Source organism: Aquisalimonas lutea (assembly GCF_030409225.1).
GTDB classification, from domain to species: domain Bacteria; phylum Pseudomonadota; class Gammaproteobacteria; order Nitrococcales; family Aquisalimonadaceae; genus Aquisalimonas; species Aquisalimonas lutea.
Map to the genome: position 1 here is coordinate 113,084 of NZ_JAUFPK010000006.1, position 18,830 is coordinate 131,913.

Consider the following 18,830-nt stretch of genomic DNA (forward strand, 5'->3'; position numbering starts at 1 on the left):
CATGAGCATTCCGAGCACCGCCGGCGGGCGGGATGCCGAGCGCAGTAGTTATACGGAGGTCTCAGCATGAAGGTCCGCGCGCAGATCGGAAAAGTCCTCAACCTGGACAAGTGCATCGGGTGCCACACCTGCTCGGTGACGTGCAAGAACGTCTGGACGTCCCGCGAGGGCATGGAGTACGCCTGGTTCAACAACGTCGAGACCAAGCCCGGGGTTGGCTATCCCAAGGACTGGGAGAACCAGGACCGCTGGAACGGCGGCTGGACCGTGAAGAACGGCCACCTGCAGCCCAAGGCCGGCGGCAAGTGGCGGATCCTGGCGAACATCTTCGCCAACCCGGACCTGCCGAGCATCGACGACTACTACGAGCCGTTCAACTACGACTACCAGCGGCTGCAGAATGCCCCGGACTCCAAGCACCAGCCGGTGGCCAAGCCGTTCTCGGCGCTCACCGGCCGGCCCATGGACAAGATCGAGTGGGGCCCGAACTGGGAGGAGATCCTCGGCGGCGAGTTCGCCAAGCGCTCCCAGGACTACAATTTCCAGAACGTCCAGAAGGAGATCTACGGGCAGTTCGAGAACACCTTCATGATGTACCTGCCCCGGCTGTGCGAGCACTGCCTGAATCCCACGTGCGTGGCGTCGTGCCCCTCGGGCGCGATCTACAAGCGCGAGGAGGACGGCATCGTGCTCATCGACCAGGACAAGTGCCGCGGCTGGCGCATGTGCATCAGCGGGTGCCCGTACAAGAAGATCTACTACAACTGGCAGAGCGGCAAGTCCGAGAAGTGCACCTTCTGCTTTCCGCGCATCGAGGTGGGCGAGCCCACCGTGTGCTCGGAGACCTGCGTGGGTCGTATCCGGTATCTCGGCGTCATTCTCTACGATGCCGACCGCATCCAGGAGGCGGCCTCGGCCCCGTCGGAGCAGGATCTCTACGAGCAGCAGATGCGGGTGTTCCTGGATCCGCACGACCCGGAGGTGATCGCCGCGGCGAAGGCCGAGGGCATCCCGCAGCAGTGGATCGAGGCCGCCCAGCGGTCGCCGGTGTACAAGATGGCCATGGACTGGAAGGTGGCCTTCCCGCTGCATCCGGAGTACCGCACGCTGCCCATGGTCTGGTACGTGCCGCCGCTGTCGCCGATCCAGTCGGCGGCGGACGCCGGCAACATGGACAACGAGGGCCTGATCCCGGATGTGGCCTCGCTGCGCATCCCGGTGAAGTACCTCGCCAACATGCTCACCGCCGGCGACGAGCGGCCCGTCATCCGGGCGCTGGAGCGCATGCTCGCCATGCGCAAGTTCAAGCGCAGCCAGACGGTGGACGGTGCCCCGGACTACGACGTGCTGGAGCAGGTGGGCCTCAGCGAGGCGATGGTCGAGGACATGTACCAGATCATGGCCATCGCCAACTACGAGGACCGCTTCGACATTCCCACCAACAGCAAGGAGCTCTCCCACGAGGACCCCTACGGCGAGCGGGCCGGCTGCGGCTTCAGCTTCGGCGACGGCTGCAACGTTTCCAGCAACGGCCGCACCAAGACCGACATCTTCGGCGGCCGGCGGGCAAGCCAGCGGGCGTTCCCGGCGCGCGTGGAGTTCAAGAAGGGGCAGTCGGAGAAGGAGGGGGCGTGATGCGCATTCTCAAGGCGATCGCCGTTGTCATGGACTACCCGGACGCCTCCATCCAGGAGCACGGCGACGAGCTGGCCGAGGTGTTCGCGGCCCAGGAGGGGCTGGAGGCGGAGACGCGGCAGGCGCTGGTGGACATGGTCCGCCGGCGCCAGGCCGAGGACCTGTTCGAGCTCCAGGCGGACTATGTCGGGCTGTTCGACCGCAGCCGGTCGCTGTCGCTGCACCTGTTCGAGCACGTCCACGGCGAGTCCCGGGACCGCGGGCAGGCCATGGTGGAGCTGCAGAACCTCTACCGGGAGCAGGGCCTGGAGCTGGTGGCCAACGAGCTGCCGGACTACGTGCCGCTGTTCCTGGAGTTCTGCTCGCGGCTGACCCCGGAAGAGATCCAGGGCTGGATGGAGGAGGTGAGCCACCTCCTCCAGCTCCTGCACGGCCGCCTGGCGGAGCGCGAGAGCGACTACCAGTGGCTGTTCAAGGCGCTGCTGGAGCTCAGCGGCCAGGAGACGGCGGACGAGCAGCTCCAGCGCCAGCTCCGCGAGGAGGAACGCGACGACACCCCGGACGCCCTGGACGCCGTCTGGGCCGAGGAGCCCGTGACCTTCGGCCCCGAGGGCGGCAGCTGCGGCGGGGCGAAGACCAACCAGGGTCAGGCCGTGCCGGTGGACTGGTCGGCACTGAAGCGCAACAGCGCGTAACCGTATTCAAGGAGTTCGCATCATGATTTCCACGTATCTTCATGATCTGGCGTTCGCGGTGTTTCCCTACGTCGCCGGGACGGTGTTCCTGGTGGGGAGCCTGATCCGCTTCGAGAAGAGCCAGTACACCTGGAAGAGCAACACCACGCAGCTGATGTCCGGCGGCCGGCGCTTCCGGTGGGGGATCAACCTGTTCCACGTCGGCATCATCTTCCTGTTCTTCGGCCACCTGTTGGGGCTGCTCACGCCCCACGCCGTCTACCACGCCGTCGGCCTGACCGCCGGCGCCAAGCAGGTGGTGGCCATTGTCACCGGCGGCGCCTTCGGCCTGGTGACCCTGGTGGGTGTGGTGATCCTGCTCCATCGCCGGCTCACCGACCCCCGGGTGCGCAAGACCAGCTATCCCATGGACTCGTTCATCCTGTTCCTGCTCACGGCGCAGCTGGTGACGGGGCTGTTCACCATCCCCGCGTCCATGGGCCACCTGGACGGCTCCACCATGCTGCAGATCACCGCCTGGGCCCAGGGCCTGGTGACGTTCCAGACCGGGGCGGCGGCGACCATCTACGACATCCACTGGATCTACAAGCTGCACATGTTCCTGGGGATGGTGATGTTCCTGGTCTTCCCGTTCACGCGCCTGGTCCACATCTGGAGCGTGCCCTACAGCTACATCTGGCGCGCCTACCAGGTGGTCCGCATGCGGGCGGTATGAATACCGGGGAGGCAGCGCCGATGAAAACATCGCGACTGAAGCCGCTCCCACCAGCTGGAACCGGAAAGGGTGGGAAGGACCTCAGCCGCGATAACACAGAAACAGTCGCAGGGAGTAGCAGGGGTTGTAGGAGGGTGTAGGAGCGACTTCAGTCGCGACCCTCCCAGAGAGCTCGCCGCGAGCACACCCTGGCAAGGTCGCGAGTCACCTCGCTCCTACGGCCCCGGCCCCTGGATACCAGACAACAGAGCGAGCACTGTGGGAGGGGCTTCAGCCCCGACCTCCGGAGCCCGAGAGAGAGAGGCACGAACCATGTCCATCCACGTCAATGGCATCGAGATCACCAGCCGGGCGATCAACATCGAGTCCGCCTACCACCAGGAGTCCGGCGCCGACCCGCGCTATGCCCAGCGCCGGGCCGCCGTGGCGCTCACGGTCCGCGAGCTGCTCAAGCAGCGCGCCCAACAGCTGGACATGGACGTCCCCGAGGACGACGAGGCCCTGGACCCGGTCATCGACGCCCTCATCGAGGAGGAGGTGGACATCCCCGAGGCGGACGAGACCACCTGCCGCCGCTGGTACGACCAGAACCCGGAGCACTTCCGTACGCCGGACCTGGCCGAGGTACGCCACATCCTCATCGCCGGCCATCCGGAGGACCTCAAGGAGCGCGAGCAGGCGCGCACCACGGCCGAGGGCCTGATCGCCGAGCTCAAGGCCGATCCGGAGGCGTTCCCGCGCCTGGCGAAGGCGCACTCCCGCTGCCCGTCGGCGGACAACGGCGGCCTGCTCGGCCAGGTGAGCAAGGGCGAGACAGTGCCCGAGTTCGAGGACGCTGTACTGCGCCTGCCCGTGGGCCTGGGCGAGCAGCCGGTCAAGACCCGCTACGGCTTCCACGTGGTGGAGGTGCTGCAGCGGGTGCCCGGCGAGCAGCTGCCGTTCGGGAGCGTGCGGGAGCGCATCAAGGACTACCTGGAGGCGCGCTCGCGCCAGCGGGCGCTCAGCCAGTACATCAAGCTCCTGGCCGGCGAGGCCGAGATCCGCGGCATTGACCTGGAGCAGTCCGAGTCCATGCTCATCCAGTAAGGAGTACCCGTTTCATGATCCGCATCAGCAGTTTCGATGACCTCAAGCGCGCCGGGCTGGAGCAGGGCGAGCCGCAGCGCCTGCTGCTGGTTCTGCTCAAGGCCGAACCGGAGGGCGAGGCGAAGCACCACAACGGCGGCGAGGCCATTGAGGGCGGCGGCACCCTGCGCCCGGTCATGGCCACCGACCGCGAGCTGGACGAGGACCTGCGCCTGGACGCCCTGGTGGAGGAGGCCGACCAGTCCGGCCTGAGCTGGGATCTCATCCTGGTCTCCAGCCTGTCCGCCTCCGGCGGCCGCCTGCCCACCTCCGAGGAGGCGGAGCCGTACCTCAAGCAGATGGCCGAGGCCGTGGAGATGGGGGCCGATCTCTCCCGCTACGCGGTGTTCGACCGTGCCGGCAGCCCGGTGCAGCTGCAGACCCGCATGACGGAGTAGCGCCGGTGACCGACTGTGCCGCCAACCAGAACCTGCATGCCCCGGACGCGGCGCTCGAACGCATGCTCGCCGGCATCGCCCCCTGCCACCGCGTCACCATGGCGCCGTTGTGCCAGGCACTGGGGCGCGTGCTCGCCCAGGACGTCGCCGCCCTGGTTACGGCGCCGCCCCATGACAACGCGGCCATGGACGGCTACGTCTGCCGGGCCGCCGACGTGCCCGCCGCGGGCGGGACGTTGCCCGTCGCCGGCGCTGCGGCCGCCGGCGATCCGCCTGCCACGCTGCCCCCGGGGGCGGCCATGCGCATCTACACCGGGGCCGCGATCCCCGCCGGCGGCGATGCCGTGGTCATGCAGGAGCGCTGCGACCGGCAGGGCGATACGGTCGCGCTGCCCGGCGGCCTCAACGCGGGGGACCACATCCGCCGCGCCGGCGAGGACGTCACCGCCGGCACGCCGCTGTTCACCGCCGGCACCCGCCTGCAGCCGCAGCACCTGGCCCTGGCGGCCACCGGCGGCCACGGCGCACTGCCCGTGCGGCCGGCACTGCGCGTCGCCGTGCTGGTCACCGGTTCCGAGCTGGCCGAGCCCGGCGTGCAGGAGGCCGGGCCCGGGCAGATCTACAACTCCAACGGCTACGCCCTCCTGGGCCTGCTCCAGGGGCTGGGCTGCGAGGTGGGCCGCCCGGAGATCGTGCCGGACGACTTCGAGCAGACCGTCGCCATGCTGCGCAGCGCCGCGTCGGAGGCGGACTTTGTCATCACCAGCGGCGGCGTCTCGGTGGGTGACGCCGACTACGTGAAGGCCGCCGTGGAGAAGCTGGGCGCGCTGGACCTGTGGCGCGTCGCCGTCAAGCCCGGCAAGCCCCTGGCGGTGGGCCGCATCGGCAGCACGCCGTTCCTGGGCCTGCCGGGCAACCCGGTGTCGCTGTTCGTGACCTTCTGTCTGTTCGGCCGGCCCATGGTACTGCGCCGCCAGGGCGCCACCGAAGTGCATCCGCGCACCACTCCGGCCCGGGCGGATTTCACCCTGGACACCACCGACCGCCGCACCCGCTATCTCCGCGCCCGCCTGGTCAACGACGGCAGCCACCAGCGCGTCACCCTCTACCACGACCAGGGCTCCGGCATCATCAGCTCCACCACCTGGGCCAACGCCCTGGCGGAGATCCCGCCCGAGACCCGCATCAAACCGGGCGACACCGTCACCGTCTACCCGTACAACGAGCTCATGAACTGACCGCCGGTCTGCCCGCCGCCACATCAACGGACATAATGAACCGATCCACCCGCCGAAGGGCCGTAGGAGCGAGTTAACTCGCGACCTCCCACACACGACGAACTACAGAACAGGCCTAACGACAGCCGTGGGAGGGGCTTCAGCCCCGACAAACAACACCCCAAAACCAGCCGCTTGGCCCCGAAACCAAACTGCGCTACCGTTATCCTAGGGAAGAAGAATCACCGGAACGTGCCCATGGAAGACGGCCACCACAACCCCGCCCGGAAACCGCCGCCACCCCGTTGCACGCAGTGGATGCCCCTCACACAGCATCCGCGCCACCAGTGTTGTCGCAATCGCCGGGACCACCCGGACGCGACTCTAGCGGCCTCCTCGATCTTGGACCAGCCCCGCAATCTTCCTCTCTGCGGTCAAGCGCACGAACAGCGCTCCAACTTGGACGAGGCCCGTACCGGCAGAACACCGCTTGCCGCGGACCACGACAAACCGGCGAGTTCGGTGAATGGACGGGTGAATCGTGCGGAAGTTGTAGTGCGTGAAGTGAATGTGGTCCCGAACTCAGGTCCGGGGTTGCAGCGCCCGATCCATGATGTCTTTGCTCGTCGTGGTTATCGGCGTGCGTCACACCAAGACGCAAGATGTGCTGCTCTTCGAGGGCGATCTGGTGAGCACTACATCCCATATTTAACGTGGTTTTACACGCCATTAGCGGTTTCTAATTTTGGTTAAGTATGGAGGATAAATTGCCCATTTTGGCGTGGACCGGATTTACGTTACTCATCGTTGGTGGGATTGGTTTACTGGTTGCTGCATTCAGAGCCGGAATTTTGTGGGGAATCGGTTGTTTGTTAATTCCACCATTACAGCTTGTTTTTTTGATTGTTTACTGGTCAGAAGCGAAAAAACCGTTCTTCCTACAGCTAGTTGGTTTGGTAATTATTATTATAGCCGTCGTAATTTATGGAGATACGCACATTGATCGGGCTCGTCCCTAACACGGCGCTGCAGCCGACGGCCTTCCCTTTGCTTCGCTCCGGTCAGGCCGCGTCTGAGCTTCAGCGTTAAATGGCAAATCACATGGCCAGAAAAAACAGTTATTGATCGTGCTGTGTGCCTGCTTCGGCGTGGCATTGGCTTGGGTGATAATGAACCGGTTGCTTCACCACCAGAGCTTGGATCTCTGGGTGATGATTGGCTTACTGTGTGTTGTTGGATTCGTGCTGACATGGTTTCTGTTTTGGGGAACGGCTGTCGCACTAGCCGTTGGGATGCCGTTGTCGGTAACGGTTGCGACTTCACTGCTAGGAAAACCAGGTGCTGAGCAAGGTCTCGAAGGGATCTTTTCATCGTGCTATCGATGTTCTTTGTGCCTAGTGTTACGGCAAGCCTGGTCATTAAGTTTGTTGCGGGACGCATTTAACTATTGGTTGTACTACGCTCCGGGCCTCACGGCCCTACACCGGACGCCTATTACGCTGCGCTGCGTGGGGGTCGCTAAACAAAAGCGTTCGGCGTCACCACACCGTGCAAGGAGGAAATATGGCCGAGTTTAAGCAGGTACGTAGTGTGCTGGCGGTGAAGGATCTGGCGGCCTCGGTGGCCTTCTACCGGGACAAGCTCGGATTTGCCGTCGATTTCGAGGTCGACGGATGGTGCTTCCTCTCCCGGGATGACTTCCGGGTGATGTTGGGCCACTGCCCGGACGAGGTGCCGGCCAGCCAGATCAACGACCACTCATACTTCGCCTACGTCGGGGTCAGCGGCATCGATGACCTCCACCAGGAGTTCAAGGCGCGCGGCGTGGGGCAGCTTCCAGACCCGGAGAGCAAGCCGTGGGGAATGCGGGAGTTCGTGGTCACCACTCCAGACGGGCATCGCATCATGTTCGGGCAGGAACTTGAGCCCTTGCAGTGAGGGGTTGCTCTTGGCGAGTTTGCCGAACGACGGCTTCAACAAATCTATTGGAAGGGCCAATCAGGCCGTGAAAATGGCTATTGGATCCATCGGATCGGGACGGGGTTTGTTGAGAAACCGGGGAGCTACATTTACGCCAAGGAAACGTGCCCGGAGCGTTGAGGCCCCAGTTTATATTGGCCAAACGTCGAAGCTGAAACGCCCGGTGGTGGACCCATAATGAGGAAGAGTGCGCGCCGCAATGGCGGCGACACACATTGGGCGGATGAGGGAGTTAGGTAATCAGTGGCACGTAATATCGAGATCAAAGCGCGCTCCAGGGATATCGAATCGCAGAGGCGCGTCGCCGCCCGCCTCGCGGATAGCCCACCCATGCTGATCGATCAGGAGGACACGTTTTTCCATGTACCGCATGGACGGCTTAAGCTCCGCGAGTTCGGCGACGGCACAGGCGAGTTGATCGAGTATGACCGGTCGGATTCAGCTGGGCCTAAGCAATCAACCTATATCCGTTGCCCTGCAAGCGAGCCTCATTCCCTCAAGGCGGCGTTGGCGGCCGCGCTTGGCGTTCGTGCGGTGGTCAAGAAGAGGCGTACCCTGTTTGTTGCAGGTCAAGCACGAATTCACCTGGACGAGGTGGTCGGGTTTGGCTGGTTCATCGAGCTTGAGATCGTGCTCCGGCCAGAGCATAGCGGGACGGAGGGTCAGGTGATTGCGGACAGGTTGATGTCAGAGCTGGGCATTGAGTCGTCGGATTTGGTCGCTGGCGCGTATGCGGATCTGCTGGCGAACGAAGAGCCCGACAATTGCGTGGAGCCGACGGCCAACAGCTGCGGCTAACGCTTGGCGTTGGGCGGCTCATCGAGAGGATTTGGAGAATGGGCAAGTTGACTATCTGGACCTATGACTGGGTGCCCGAAGGTCCGCGCGGATTTGTGCGGGATCTGAGGTTGAGATGGGCGTGCGAGGAAGCGGAGCTCCCTTACGCTGTGCAAACGGTCCCGTTTGATGGCCGCGAGACCAATCATCTCGCGCGCCAGCCTTTTGGGCAAATTCCGTTCTTGAGTGATGGAGAAGTGGAGATCTTCGAAAGCGGTGCAGGTCTTCTGCACCTTGCCCGGAAAACAGACAAGCTGATGCCGCCTGATGCCGTTGGAAATGCGCAAACGATGCAATGGGTATTTGCCGCGCTCAATTCGATCGAGATTGTCAGCGTACCTTGGTGGTTTCTGACGATCTCTGGCAATGCCGACAATGAGCTTGCAGGATGGATGGGCAGGCGCCTCGATCAGCTCGAAGATATTCTCAGCAAGCGGGATTGGCTCGCGGCGGATCGGTTCACGGTTGCGGACCTGTTGATGGCTGATGTGTTGCGCGTGCCGAAGGTGCGTGCTTTCGGCAACCGTACGGCTACGGAAGCCTACGTGGCGCGTGTAACCGACCGCCCGGCGTTCAGGAAGGCTTACGCGGATCAGATGGCGCATTTCGAGTTGGCCGACGGGATGCGTGCTTGATCAACATGCCAGTTACTTTAGCGTTAACTTTTATTGCAGTTACAGGAGGAAATGGGTATGAAGATGGATTCTCAAGATTTTGTCACCATGAAGGGCTCTAAGCCCATTCCCATGCTGACCGCATATACGTGTCCGGTTGCCAGAAGTATCGAAGAAGCCGGGGTGCCGGTGATTCTTGTCGGTGATACCGTCGGAATGGTCGAGATGGGCTTTGACAGCACGCGTGATGTCACCATCGAGCACATGGAATACCACGTAGGTGCTGTGCGACGTGGAGCACAAAATACTCACATCATTGGTGATCTACCCTACGGCACGGATGTCGATCCCGAAACCGCTTTAATAAATGCTCAACGGCTAATCCGAGCCGGCGCGGACAGCGTGAAACTGGAAGGACCTAACGACCAGGTAATACGGTATCTGGTAGATTACAATATTCCTGTAGTGGGCCATGCTGGTTTGCTTCCTCAGACAGCCAAGAACTTCAAGCAGATTGGTCGGACCGGCGAGGAGGCAAGTAAAATCATGAATGAAGCGCAAACGATACAGAATGCTGGCGCGTTCATGGTTGTGCTTGAGCATATCCCCTATTCACTTGCGGACGAAATTACCAAGGCTTTATCAGTTCCAACCATAGGTATCGGTGCTGGGCCAGACTGTGATGGGCAAGTCCTGGTGATCAACGACGCACTCGGACTCGGTGACTATTGGCCCCCATTTTCAAAGCAGTACGCTTATGTCAGTAAAACCGTTCTAGAGGTTGCAACGGATTTTTCCGAGGAAGTAGAGTCGAGAAAATTTCCGAACAATATCATCCAGTTCACTGGCACCGACAGAAGTTAACAGTGGGGTAAACAGGACGCCAGGTACGGCTTGCCCCGTCGGCGCTCATTACCACTGGCGTTAGGCGGCAGATATTCGATGCCACGGATTCTAATGAATGGAGATCAAGTGAATACTTTCCAAGATGGTTCGACGGATCAGAACATCGTTTGGAATGGGTTGGGCGGACAGGGCTGGGTTGAGGCCCAAGCCTTGCTCGACCATGCCTTCAAGCCACAAGAAGACCTGTTGGTCGATGCAGTCTGGGAAGCGTCAGCGAGGCGCGTTCTGGATGTAGGCTGCGGCACGGGCGCCACAACAGTCGCTGTGGCACTACGTTTGGGTGTGGGCAGTAGCTCCCTCGGCATCGATATTTCGGAGGCGATGATTGAAGCTGCACGTACCCGTGCTGAGCGGGATTGTGTGGCTGCGAGGTTCATTTGCTCCGATGCGCAGACGTACGTATTCGATCCCGCTAGCGTCGACATGATTATCTCGCGCTTCGGCGTCATGTTCTTCGACGATCCAGTCCAGGCCTTCTCGAACTTGCGCAGTGCCGCTTCCGCCAGTGCCGAACTCCGCTGCATTGCGTGGCGCGGCCCTGAGGAGAACCTCTTCATGACGACTGCTGAGAAGGCTGCTGAACCGCTTCTGCCAGGCGTTTCCCGACGGGTACCGGATGAGCCCGGGCAGTTCGGGTTTGCGGACCAGGATCGGGTTCGTGACATTCTGACGCAGAGCGAATGGCGCGGAATCAGCATTGCGCCGATTGATGTACCCTGCACGTTTCCGGCATCGGAATTGGAACTATATCTGCGTCGGCTAGGACCAGTAGGCCGGGCGCTACAAGGGGCGGATGATGAGACCCGTGCCAAGGTTGTTGAAATGGTCCGGCCCTCCTTTGACCCGTACATACACGGCGTTGAAGTCCGGTTCACCGCCGCTTGCTGGATGATCTGTGCGCGTGCAGGCGCATAACCAAGGGAACGGAGACGGATTGCTTGCACTGCGCTTCGCTTCGTTCTGGCAACCGGTATTCCTCTCGTTAGGCGAACATCGCATTAAGGAGAAGACATGAAAGTTCATTATCTTGAAATTGTGTCTCATGACGTAGATGCCGTATGTCGAGGTTACGAAGAGACACACAGCGTCCGTTTTGGCGATCAGGAAAATCTCCTCGGAGGAGCGAGAACCTGTGAATTGCCTGATGGTTCTATCATTGGAGTGAGGAGCCCTTTACGGGAAGATGAAGATCCAGTGGTCCGGCCCTATTGGCTTGTAGAGGACATAGACGCGGCCCTGGCCGCAGTTGAATCCCAGGGCGCGCAGGTTGCTATGTCTCCAACCGAAATTCCCGGGAAGGGCAAATTCGCAATATATTTTCTCGGCTCAAACCAGCATGGACTTTGGCAGCTCTGAGTTCATTCTGCCCAACCAGCTCACCATGAACCGGATGTCAAAACCTCCGCGTCGCTTCGGTTTTTCTGCCGGAGATGACAGGCGTTATACTATCATGAAACTGAAAGGGTTTTTGTACATAGGAATAGCTCTTTGTCTGTATGGGTTGTATCTACAGCTCACATATCTGTGGGACTTCTTCTCGTATCCTGACAGCCCGGTTCGACACGAATACCTTATAGGCATATTCCTGGTCGGATTTTACTGGGCTGTCGCCTGGGTTGGATTATTATTGTTTGCCAATTTAAAGAAAGAGTGGTTTTCGATTTTGGAGCGATCGATTGCCAACGTATCAGGTGCATGTGTCGGGATAGCGTTTCTTGTTTCTGTCGTGTTGGATTTCTCTACTTAGCGTTGAGCTGAAAGGAACCATATTGACACAACAATCGAACAAAGGGGGTATAGTCCGACGCTTGGATTTTTTCTATCCTTGTTGTTCTTGTGACGCAGCGCGGCTGTACCGTCACGTGAAGAGGAACTACTATGACAAAAACAGGTCACTGGCGGTGACGCCGGTATAAGTGGCTGCCTGTAATCGGGAACGACGGGCGGCCCGCATCTGCTTAACCGTTACATGGAATACTATGATCGATATCGAGTTTGAAAAGCCGCAATCCGTAACGTGTGACTGTTGTGGAAACTGTGCGACAAAGTTGGTTCGATATGTTTTCAAGGATGGCTTCGCTTACGCTGTTTATCTGGCGTCCTTTACACCTGATCATTACGATAAGGTCGTTCATGCTGTGGTGGGGTTGGGAAAATGGGGTGAAGATGCTCCGGCAACAGAGCGTACGGCGTTTGCGATAAGGATCTGGAACGACAACAACCAGTGGGCTGTGTCGGTTCTTGATAGAGATGACTCTCCTTGGGGCAGTGTAGAGTTTCTGGGGCGAATCCTCGACCGAGAAGAGGCGGTCTCACACCCATGGATTTCCGAAGTTTTTCACATAACCGATCATATGGTCGCCAAAGATCAGCCGATCATCGAGTACTTCGAGTGATTCCGCGTAAAAACTGAATCAAGCCGACTGATTCTTCACGAAGTTTTCCGTACATTTGGTGTAAAACGGTGGCGCCACATGGACCTGGTCCATCTCTGAAGGAGCATGGGGGTTGCCTGAGTTCTAGTGACGGGGCTGCACGCTGTTTTTGTAGAGCAGGCAAGAATCCGTCCGGATGAAGTAGCAGGGCTGGGGCAGTTCATTGAGCTTGAGGTTGTGCTCCGGTCGGAACACGCCGGAGTGGACGGGCGCATGATCGCGGACAGGCCGATGTCAGAGCCTGGCATCGAGCCGTCGGGCGTGGTCGCTGGGGTGTACGTCGATTCGGTCAGCGAAGAGCCCAACAACGACTTGGTGGAGCCGACGGCCTGGCGGCCCCGGTTTGTGCTGAGCGCTACGCGCCAAATCCACATGGCCATGGGCCGGGAGGATCTGTTGAAGAAGGTGATGGTGGTTACCGGCGGGAGCCGGGGGATCGGGGCGGCTACCGCCCGGCTTGGCGCGGCACGGGGCTATGCGGTGTGTGTCAATTACCGGCAAAGCGAGGCCGCCGCTCGCTCCCTTGTTCAAGAGATCGTCAGCGGCGGTGGCCAGGCGATCGCCGTCGCAGGCGATGTCGGCTGCGAACCCGATGTCGTGGCATTGTTCGAGGAGATCGATCGCGCTCTCGGACCCGTTACCGCACTGGTCAATAACGCCGGCGTCCTCGAACGCCAGATGCGCGTCGAGCACATGGACGCGGAACGTCTCACCCGTGTGCTGGCCACCAACGTGACCGGCAGCTTTCTATGCGCGCGCGAGGCGATCCGGCGCATGTCGACGCGCCATGGTGGGCAGGGTGGAGCCATCGTGAACCTGTCCTCCGCGGCCTCGCGCCTTGGATCCGCGAATGAGTATGTCGACTACGCCGCGGCGAAAGGGGCAATTGATACCTTCACCATTGGACTCGCCAGAGAAGTTGCCGCAGAGGGCATCCGCGTCAACGCCGTGCGTCCCGGGGTGATCGACACGGAAATTCATGCGGCGGGCGGTGAACCGGGTCGGGTGGAACGGGTGAAGGCGTCCGTGCCCATGCAGCGGGGCGGAGAAGCCGAGGAAGTCGCTCGGAGCATTCTCTGGCTGCTCTCGGAAGAGGCCTCCTACTCGACCGGAGCCCTGCTTGATATCTCCGGCGGGAGATAGAGGGCTCGCGCGGGTTCAGCTTCGCAGCGCAACAGAGATCAGCGCCTGGCGCCGCGCCGCGGCGGTCGGCCAGGCCGCCGCTGAGCGTGGACGTACGGCGCCACTTCAACGAGAACGCACCCGGCCGTCGATTGCGCGGTGTCTCATCCGACTACTGGGCGTTAGAAGGCGAACCAGGAGGATGATCTCGTGCGAAAAGTCATTGTCGGCGCCATGGTTTCACTGGACGGGGTCATGCAGGCTCCGGGTGGCCCTCAGGAGGACACCACCGGCGGATTCCGCTACGGCGGCTGGGTGGCGCCGCTGGTCGACGACGTGTTCGGTGAAGCGATCGGAAAGATGTTCGATCAGCCGTTCGACCTGCTGCTGGGACGGAAGACCTACGAGATCTTTGCCGCGCACTGGCCGTATGCCGAGAACGGGCCCGATGATTCCATCGCCAGAGCCTTCAACTCGGTCAAGAAGTACGTGGCGACCCGCAGGGGTCTGGAGCTGACCTGGAAGAACTCGGTGGCCCTTCGCGATGCCGCGTCCGATGTCGCCAGACTGAAGCAGGAAGACGGCCCCGCACTCCTTACGCAAGGCAGTACCGACCTGATCCGGACGCTGCTTGCGGGCGACCTCGTCGACGAGATCAGGCTGTTCACATTCCCGGTGGTGCTCGGGGGAGGCAAGAGGCTGGTCGACAATGACGCCAGGGCAGCGGCGTTTGAGCTGGCCGCCAGCCGCGTGTCGCCCAACGGTATCGTAATCGCGCATTATGTGCGTGATGGCGCGGTGGAGGTCGGCGACTTCGCCATGGACCCTCCGACGCCGGCGGAGGTTGCGCGGCGAGAGAAGATGCAGCGAGAGGGCTAGCGGTCCGCCGGCAGGCTCCCGGCCTTCAGGGGATGCGCGCCTGACCGGCGTCGCTGGAAACGAGCCGGACAGGACTGTCCCGATGCGAGGGCCCGCACGCTCTATGGATGACACAGGCGCGAAGATGGCGCGAGGAACGCACATGGGCGACAAGGATGCGCGGTTCTGGGATAGGGCTGCCCGGAAATATGCCGCTTCCCCGATCGGCGATGAGGCCGGCTTCGAGAGGACGCTGGCACGTACACGCGCACTCATCCCGGGGGCGCGAGCCGTGGAGCTGGGCTGCGGCACGGGTACGGCGGCCCTGCGCCTCGCGGACGCCGCAGGGAGCTATCTCGCCACGGACATCTCCGGGGGCATGATCGCCATTGCGCAAGAGAAGCTTGAAGACGCCCGCCGGACGGGCTTCAACGGCCAGCTCAGCTTCCGCCAGGCGACCGCCGGCATATTGGCCGATGAAGGTGCCCGGTACGATGCCGTGCTGGGCTTCAACTATCTTCACCTGGCCGGCGACCTGGCCGCCGTGCTCGGCCATATCCGCAGCTTGCTCGTGCCGGGCGGGCTCTTTATCTCCAAGACGCCCTGCGTCGGCGACATGAACCCGCTCGTCCGGCTGGCCATTCCGCTGATGCGCCTCGTGGGCAAGGCACCCGGCGTGACCACCTTCTCCGCCGCTTCGCTCGCGGAAGCGATCAGCGCGGCCGGTTTTGAGATTCTGGAGAACGAGCGCCACGGCTCAAAGAAGCGAGATCTCCGTCCCTTCATCGCTGCCCGAGCCTTGTGACGGCGAACAAGGAGAGGGGGGATTGAGCCGGCAAGTGCTCCCATTCCGACGGGTTTCTCCTGTGGCACTCCGGGTTCGGCGGGTTAAACTGGATGGTGTGCAGCACATCGCGGCCCAGGGATTCTTTGGATACAGGGAAGCGGAACCACGATGAAGGAGCCGGAAGGGAAGGGACCGCCTCTGCTCTCGGGGGGCAACCCCCAGATTCCGAAAGGCGACGGCGACGCTCCCGTGCAGGCCTACATCGCGGCCATGCCGGGCTGGAAGCGGGATGTCGGGCGCCGTCTCGACGCGCTCATCGTGCGCACCGTCCCCGGGGTGCGGAAAGCCGTACGCTGGAACTCGCCCTTTTACGGCGTTGACGGGCAGGGCTGGTTCCTGAGCTGCCACTGCTTCACGAAATACGTGAAGGTGACCTTTCTCAACGGCGCGGAACTGCGTCCCCTTCCTCCTGTCGAGTCAAAGCACGAGCGTGTGCGTTACTGCCACATTCATGAAGGAGAGCGGTTCGACGAGGAACGTTTCGCAGACTGGATCAAGCAAGCATCGCAGTTGCCTGGCGATAACCTGTTCTGATGCGGCCACGCTTCACCGGTGATACCAGCACGGACCAAGAGCTTTACCATGAGTAGCGAGCATCGTATCGATAGCCCGATCACCCTTACCATCGGCCACGAGCGGCTGGTTATTCGGCGCCGTTATGAAGTGATCAGTATTCTTAATGACTTTTTCATAGCGATCTGGTTCCTCCTGGGGAGCGTCTTCTTTCTGTATCCGTCACTGGAGACGGCCGGCGCCTGGCTGTTCGTCATTGGCAGCTTCCAGTTCCTGATCCGGCCAACGATCCGTCTCGTGGCCCGCATTCACGTGCAACGGGTGCCGGAAGGCAACTGGCAGTTCTAGTTCATGGGGGGTGATTTCAGTCATTGATCGCTGACTGTTGCGCACTCATCGAGAAGCGGGAAAGGCGGCATCTGCTCCTGGGGACGTCGATCCGGCGGTTGCCGGCCGCACGTGGGCAGCGGAGCCGATCCGTATACCGGGGGATCCATCAATGCAGCGGGATGTTGTCAACCTGGCCGAGAAGCTCGGCAAGTTTTCCGACCACTGGGCGCCGCGCGTGGTCGCCGAGATGAACGACTACCAGTTCAAGCTCGCCAAGTTCCAGGGCGAGTTCGTGTGGCATGACCACAAGGACACCGACGAGGTTTTCCTGGTGGTCAAGGGGGCAATGGGCATTGCGCTTCGCGACGGGGTGGTCCACCTGTCGGAGGGCGACATGTACGTGGTCCCCAGGGGCACGGAGCACAAGCCGTTCGCCGAGGAGGAGTGCCACGTGCTCCTGGTCGAGCCGCGGGGTGTGGTCAACACGGGTGAGGCAGGCGGGGAGCTCGAGGCGGACAACGACGTCTGGGTATAGCGCCGGATCGCCCGGTACGCGGATTGTTTCGTCGATGCAGGGAGTGATGGATGGTACGAGCGAAGATCTGCTGTATCAGCTCGGTGGCGGAGGCGCGCGTCGCGGTCAGGGCGGGTGCATCCGCGCTGGGGCTGGTCTCCGAGATGCCGAGCGGGCCGGGGGTGATCACCGAGGATGCCATCGCGGAGATCGCCGCCTCGGTGCCGCCGCCCGTGGGCACCTTTTTCCTTACCAGCCGGACGGATCCCGGGGAGATCGTCGCGCAGCAGCAGCGCTGCGGCGTGAACACCATCCAGATCTGCGACCGCCTGGCGCCCGGCGCGCACGCGACGCTGCGGGCCTCGCTGCCCGGGGTGTCGCTGGTGCAGGTCGTGCACGTCAGGGACGCCGCCTCGGTGGATGAAGCCCTGGAGGTCAGCCGTGCGGTGGACGCGATCCTGCTGGATTCGGGGAACCAGTCCCTGCCGGTGAAGGAGCTCGGCGGCACCGGGCGAACCCACGACTGGTCGCTCAGTAGGAGCATCGTCCAGGGCGTGGACGTCCCCGTGTTTCTCGCCGGCGGCCTGCATGCCGACAACGTCGGCGAGGCGATTCGCGCCGTCCGGCCGTTCGGCGTCGATCTGTGCACGGGGGTGCGTACGGACGGGTCTCTGGACGACCACAAGCTGGCCACCTTCATGGCGGCGGTTGCGGCGGCTGCCTGACCGCCGGCGCGTCCATGAACGTATTCATCACCACGTACGGCACGCGCGGGGATGTCCAGCCCTACGTCGCCCTGGGCCAGGGACTGCAGGCCGCCGGCCACCACGTGACGCTCGCCACCAGTGAGCGCTTCCGCGGCTTCGTCGAGGAGCACGGTCTTGCCTACGGGTACATGAACGACGGCCTCCTGGCGCTCCTCGACACGGAGCAGGGCCGCGAGATCCTCGAGAACACCGACAGCATGCTCGCCGTCGTGCGGCGAACCCTCGCCACGAGGAAGCAGCTCGCCCCCGTGCAGGCGGCGCTGCTGGAGGAGGGCTGGGCGAGTGCGCGGAAGTCCGACCCGGACGTGATCCTGTTCCACCCCAAGGCCTACGGCGGGCCCCACTTCGCCGAGAAGCTCGGGGTGCCGGCCATCGCGGCCCTGGTCGTGCCGATGCTGCTGCCGACCGCGGAGCATCCGCACATCGGGTTTCCCCGCCTGAGGCTGGGCGGATGGTACAACCGCGCCACGTACCGTGCGGTCCGGGTCTTGATGGCACTGTCCGCCGGGCGGCACGTCCGCGCATGGCGCGCGGCGAACAACCTGCCCCCGCAGCGGCGGCTCGACATCTTTCGCACGGCCGGTGGTGCGCCCATCCCCGTTCTTCACGGTTTCAGCCGGCACGTGGTGCCCGTACCGTCGGACTGGCCGACAATCGCCACGACCACCGGGTACTGGTTCCTCGCGCAGGACGAGCACGAGGGTGTTTCGACGGCGATCGAGGCGTTTCTGGAGGCGGGTCCGCCGCCGGCCTATATCGGCTTCGGCTCGATGACCGGCGGGTTCACGGAGGACTTAGAGCGGTTCATCATCGATGCGCTCCGGGAAGCCGGAGTGCGGGGGATCGTCGCCACGGGCCGGGGCGGTGCGCCTCGCGAGGCGATCCCGGGTACTGTTCTGCTGATCGATCAGGTCCCGCACGACCGGCTTTTCCCGCGCATGGCGGCGGTGGTCCATCACGGCGGTGCCGGCACCACCGCCGCCGCCCTGCGGGCGGGAACGCCCGCTGTTACCGTGCCGTTCTTCGGCGACCAGTTCTACTGGGGGCATCGTGTTCACGCGCTGGGTGCGGGCTGCCGCCCGATTCCCTGGAAGAAGCTCACCGTCGCCGCCATGGCGGCGGCCATCAGGGAAGCGACGTCAGACCCTGCGATGAAACGCAGGGCCGACGAGCTGGGCGGAATTCTCGGTCAGGAGGACGGGGTCGGGAATGCGGTGGCCGCGGTCGAGAGGATTGTGCAAGGCGGCTGAGTCCCCGGCGGAGGTTCTTTTCTGCTGCAGGGGCAGCCCGTTCCGTCACCGCTTGCCGTTGTATGATGCCAC

Annotated in this window: 21 protein-coding genes; all 21 read left to right on the forward strand. The window is 62.6% G+C overall.

Annotated elements, in window-relative coordinates; all coding sequences use genetic code 11:
* Window positions 1-66: 66 nt before the first annotated feature.
* A complete protein-coding gene (gene narH / locus QWY84_RS17315) occupies window positions 67-1,635 on the forward strand; it encodes a nitrate reductase subunit beta (RefSeq protein ID WP_290204161.1) in 1,569 nt (522 codons plus the stop codon).
* The gene (narJ, locus tag QWY84_RS17320) at window positions 1,635-2,330 is read left to right on the forward strand and encodes a nitrate reductase molybdenum cofactor assembly chaperone (protein ID WP_290204162.1); all 696 of its coding nucleotides are present in this window, start codon (window positions 1,635-1,637) and stop codon (window positions 2,328-2,330) included. Before narH ends, narJ begins: the two co-directional genes overlap by 1 nt.
* Window positions 2,331-2,352: 22 nt before the next feature.
* The gene (narI, locus tag QWY84_RS17325; RefSeq protein ID WP_290204163.1) at window positions 2,353-3,045 is read left to right on the forward strand and encodes a respiratory nitrate reductase subunit gamma; all 693 of its coding nucleotides are present in this window, start codon (window positions 2,353-2,355) and stop codon (window positions 3,043-3,045) included.
* A 312-nt stretch (window positions 3,046-3,357) separates the two neighbouring features.
* Window positions 3,358-4,131, forward strand: a complete 774-nt coding sequence (locus QWY84_RS17330) for a peptidylprolyl isomerase (RefSeq protein ID WP_290204164.1) — start codon at window positions 3,358-3,360, stop codon at window positions 4,129-4,131.
* 14 nt (window positions 4,132-4,145) lie between these two features.
* The gene (locus QWY84_RS17335) at window positions 4,146-4,568 is read left to right on the forward strand and encodes a hypothetical protein (protein WP_290204165.1); all 423 of its coding nucleotides are present in this window, start codon (window positions 4,146-4,148) and stop codon (window positions 4,566-4,568) included.
* Between the two features lie 5 nt (window positions 4,569-4,573).
* Window positions 4,574-5,806: a molybdopterin molybdotransferase MoeA gene (locus QWY84_RS17340; protein WP_290204166.1), complete on the forward strand. Its 1,233-nt coding sequence runs from the start codon at window positions 4,574-4,576 to the stop codon at window positions 5,804-5,806.
* Window positions 5,807-7,348: 1,542 nt separating this feature from the next.
* Window positions 7,349-7,723 (forward strand): bleomycin resistance protein, encoded by a 375-nt coding sequence (locus QWY84_RS17345; RefSeq protein ID WP_290204167.1) that lies wholly within the window; start codon window positions 7,349-7,351, stop codon window positions 7,721-7,723.
* 285 nt (window positions 7,724-8,008) lie between these two features.
* The gene (locus QWY84_RS17350) at window positions 8,009-8,563 is read left to right on the forward strand and encodes a class IV adenylate cyclase (protein WP_290204168.1); all 555 of its coding nucleotides are present in this window, start codon (window positions 8,009-8,011) and stop codon (window positions 8,561-8,563) included.
* 38 nt (window positions 8,564-8,601) lie between these two features.
* Entirely contained in the window at window positions 8,602-9,237 is a 636-nt protein-coding gene (locus QWY84_RS17355) for a glutathione S-transferase family protein (protein WP_290204169.1), read from the forward strand.
* Between the two features lie 57 nt (window positions 9,238-9,294).
* Window positions 9,295-10,080 carry a 3-methyl-2-oxobutanoate hydroxymethyltransferase gene (gene panB, locus QWY84_RS17360; RefSeq protein ID WP_290204170.1) on the forward strand — a complete coding sequence of 262 codons (786 nt, stop codon included), beginning with the start codon at window positions 9,295-9,297 and terminating at the stop codon, window positions 10,078-10,080.
* 108 nt (window positions 10,081-10,188) lie between these two features.
* Window positions 10,189-11,037, forward strand: coding sequence for a class I SAM-dependent methyltransferase (locus QWY84_RS17365; protein ID WP_290204171.1), 849 nt, complete (start codon window positions 10,189-10,191; stop codon window positions 11,035-11,037).
* Window positions 11,038-11,133: 96 nt separating this feature from the next.
* Entirely contained in the window at window positions 11,134-11,478 is a 345-nt protein-coding gene (locus QWY84_RS17370; RefSeq protein ID WP_290204172.1) for a VOC family protein, read from the forward strand.
* A 623-nt stretch (window positions 11,479-12,101) separates the two neighbouring features.
* Window positions 12,102-12,518, forward strand: coding sequence for a hypothetical protein (locus QWY84_RS17375; RefSeq protein WP_290204173.1), 417 nt, complete (start codon window positions 12,102-12,104; stop codon window positions 12,516-12,518).
* Between the two features lie 252 nt (window positions 12,519-12,770).
* The gene (locus tag QWY84_RS17380) at window positions 12,771-13,700 is read left to right on the forward strand and encodes an SDR family oxidoreductase (RefSeq protein ID WP_290204174.1); all 930 of its coding nucleotides are present in this window, start codon (window positions 12,771-12,773) and stop codon (window positions 13,698-13,700) included.
* Window positions 13,701-13,889: 189 nt separating this feature from the next.
* Window positions 13,890-14,558: a dihydrofolate reductase family protein gene (locus QWY84_RS17385; RefSeq protein ID WP_290204175.1), complete on the forward strand. Its 669-nt coding sequence runs from the start codon at window positions 13,890-13,892 to the stop codon at window positions 14,556-14,558.
* 142 nt (window positions 14,559-14,700) lie between these two features.
* Window positions 14,701-15,342, forward strand: a complete 642-nt coding sequence (locus QWY84_RS17390) for a class I SAM-dependent methyltransferase (protein ID WP_290204176.1) — start codon at window positions 14,701-14,703, stop codon at window positions 15,340-15,342.
* A 150-nt stretch (window positions 15,343-15,492) separates the two neighbouring features.
* Window positions 15,493-15,918 (forward strand): DUF1801 domain-containing protein, encoded by a 426-nt coding sequence (locus QWY84_RS17395; RefSeq protein ID WP_290204177.1) that lies wholly within the window; start codon window positions 15,493-15,495, stop codon window positions 15,916-15,918.
* A 48-nt stretch (window positions 15,919-15,966) separates the two neighbouring features.
* The gene (locus QWY84_RS17400) at window positions 15,967-16,245 is read left to right on the forward strand and encodes a YrhK family protein (RefSeq protein WP_290204178.1); all 279 of its coding nucleotides are present in this window, start codon (window positions 15,967-15,969) and stop codon (window positions 16,243-16,245) included.
* A 151-nt stretch (window positions 16,246-16,396) separates the two neighbouring features.
* Window positions 16,397-16,762, forward strand: coding sequence for a cupin domain-containing protein (locus QWY84_RS17405; protein WP_290204179.1), 366 nt, complete (start codon window positions 16,397-16,399; stop codon window positions 16,760-16,762).
* Window positions 16,763-16,812: 50 nt separating this feature from the next.
* Window positions 16,813-17,466, forward strand: a complete 654-nt coding sequence (locus tag QWY84_RS17410; RefSeq protein ID WP_290204180.1) for a phosphoribosylanthranilate isomerase — start codon at window positions 16,813-16,815, stop codon at window positions 17,464-17,466.
* A gap of 14 nt (window positions 17,467-17,480) precedes the next feature.
* Window positions 17,481-18,758 (forward strand): glycosyltransferase, encoded by a 1,278-nt coding sequence (locus QWY84_RS17415; protein WP_290204181.1) that lies wholly within the window; start codon window positions 17,481-17,483, stop codon window positions 18,756-18,758.
* The last annotated feature ends 72 nt before the right edge of the window (window positions 18,759-18,830 follow it).

What these genes read in the sequence shown, in the direction of transcription:
- narH (WP_290204161.1), top strand. Translation starts at nt 67, where the DNA reads ATGAAGGTCCGCGCGCAGATCGGAAAAGTCCTCAACCTGGACAAGTGC.
- QWY84_RS17345 (WP_290204167.1), top strand. Translation starts at nt 7,349, where the DNA reads ATGGCCGAGTTTAAGCAGGTACGTAGTGTGCTGGCGGTGAAGGATCTG.
- narJ (WP_290204162.1), top strand. Translation starts at nt 1,635, where the DNA reads ATGCGCATTCTCAAGGCGATCGCCGTTGTCATGGACTACCCGGACGCC.
- QWY84_RS17415 (WP_290204181.1), top strand. Translation starts at nt 17,481, where the DNA reads ATGAACGTATTCATCACCACGTACGGCACGCGCGGGGATGTCCAGCCC.
- panB (WP_290204170.1), top strand. Translation starts at nt 9,295, where the DNA reads ATGAAGATGGATTCTCAAGATTTTGTCACCATGAAGGGCTCTAAGCCC.
- QWY84_RS17380 (WP_290204174.1), top strand. Translation starts at nt 12,771, where the DNA reads ATGATCGCGGACAGGCCGATGTCAGAGCCTGGCATCGAGCCGTCGGGC.
- QWY84_RS17395 (WP_290204177.1), top strand. Translation starts at nt 15,493, where the DNA reads ATGAAGGAGCCGGAAGGGAAGGGACCGCCTCTGCTCTCGGGGGGCAAC.
- QWY84_RS17330 (WP_290204164.1), top strand. Translation starts at nt 3,358, where the DNA reads ATGTCCATCCACGTCAATGGCATCGAGATCACCAGCCGGGCGATCAAC.
- QWY84_RS17375 (WP_290204173.1), top strand. Translation starts at nt 12,102, where the DNA reads ATGATCGATATCGAGTTTGAAAAGCCGCAATCCGTAACGTGTGACTGT.
- QWY84_RS17370 (WP_290204172.1), top strand. Translation starts at nt 11,134, where the DNA reads ATGAAAGTTCATTATCTTGAAATTGTGTCTCATGACGTAGATGCCGTA.
- QWY84_RS17410 (WP_290204180.1), top strand. Translation starts at nt 16,813, where the DNA reads ATGGTACGAGCGAAGATCTGCTGTATCAGCTCGGTGGCGGAGGCGCGC.
- QWY84_RS17405 (WP_290204179.1), top strand. Translation starts at nt 16,397, where the DNA reads ATGCAGCGGGATGTTGTCAACCTGGCCGAGAAGCTCGGCAAGTTTTCC.
- QWY84_RS17400 (WP_290204178.1), top strand. Translation starts at nt 15,967, where the DNA reads ATGAGTAGCGAGCATCGTATCGATAGCCCGATCACCCTTACCATCGGC.
- narI (WP_290204163.1), top strand. Translation starts at nt 2,353, where the DNA reads ATGATTTCCACGTATCTTCATGATCTGGCGTTCGCGGTGTTTCCCTAC.
- QWY84_RS17390 (WP_290204176.1), top strand. Translation starts at nt 14,701, where the DNA reads ATGGGCGACAAGGATGCGCGGTTCTGGGATAGGGCTGCCCGGAAATAT.
- QWY84_RS17335 (WP_290204165.1), top strand. Translation starts at nt 4,146, where the DNA reads ATGATCCGCATCAGCAGTTTCGATGACCTCAAGCGCGCCGGGCTGGAG.
- QWY84_RS17355 (WP_290204169.1), top strand. Translation starts at nt 8,602, where the DNA reads ATGGGCAAGTTGACTATCTGGACCTATGACTGGGTGCCCGAAGGTCCG.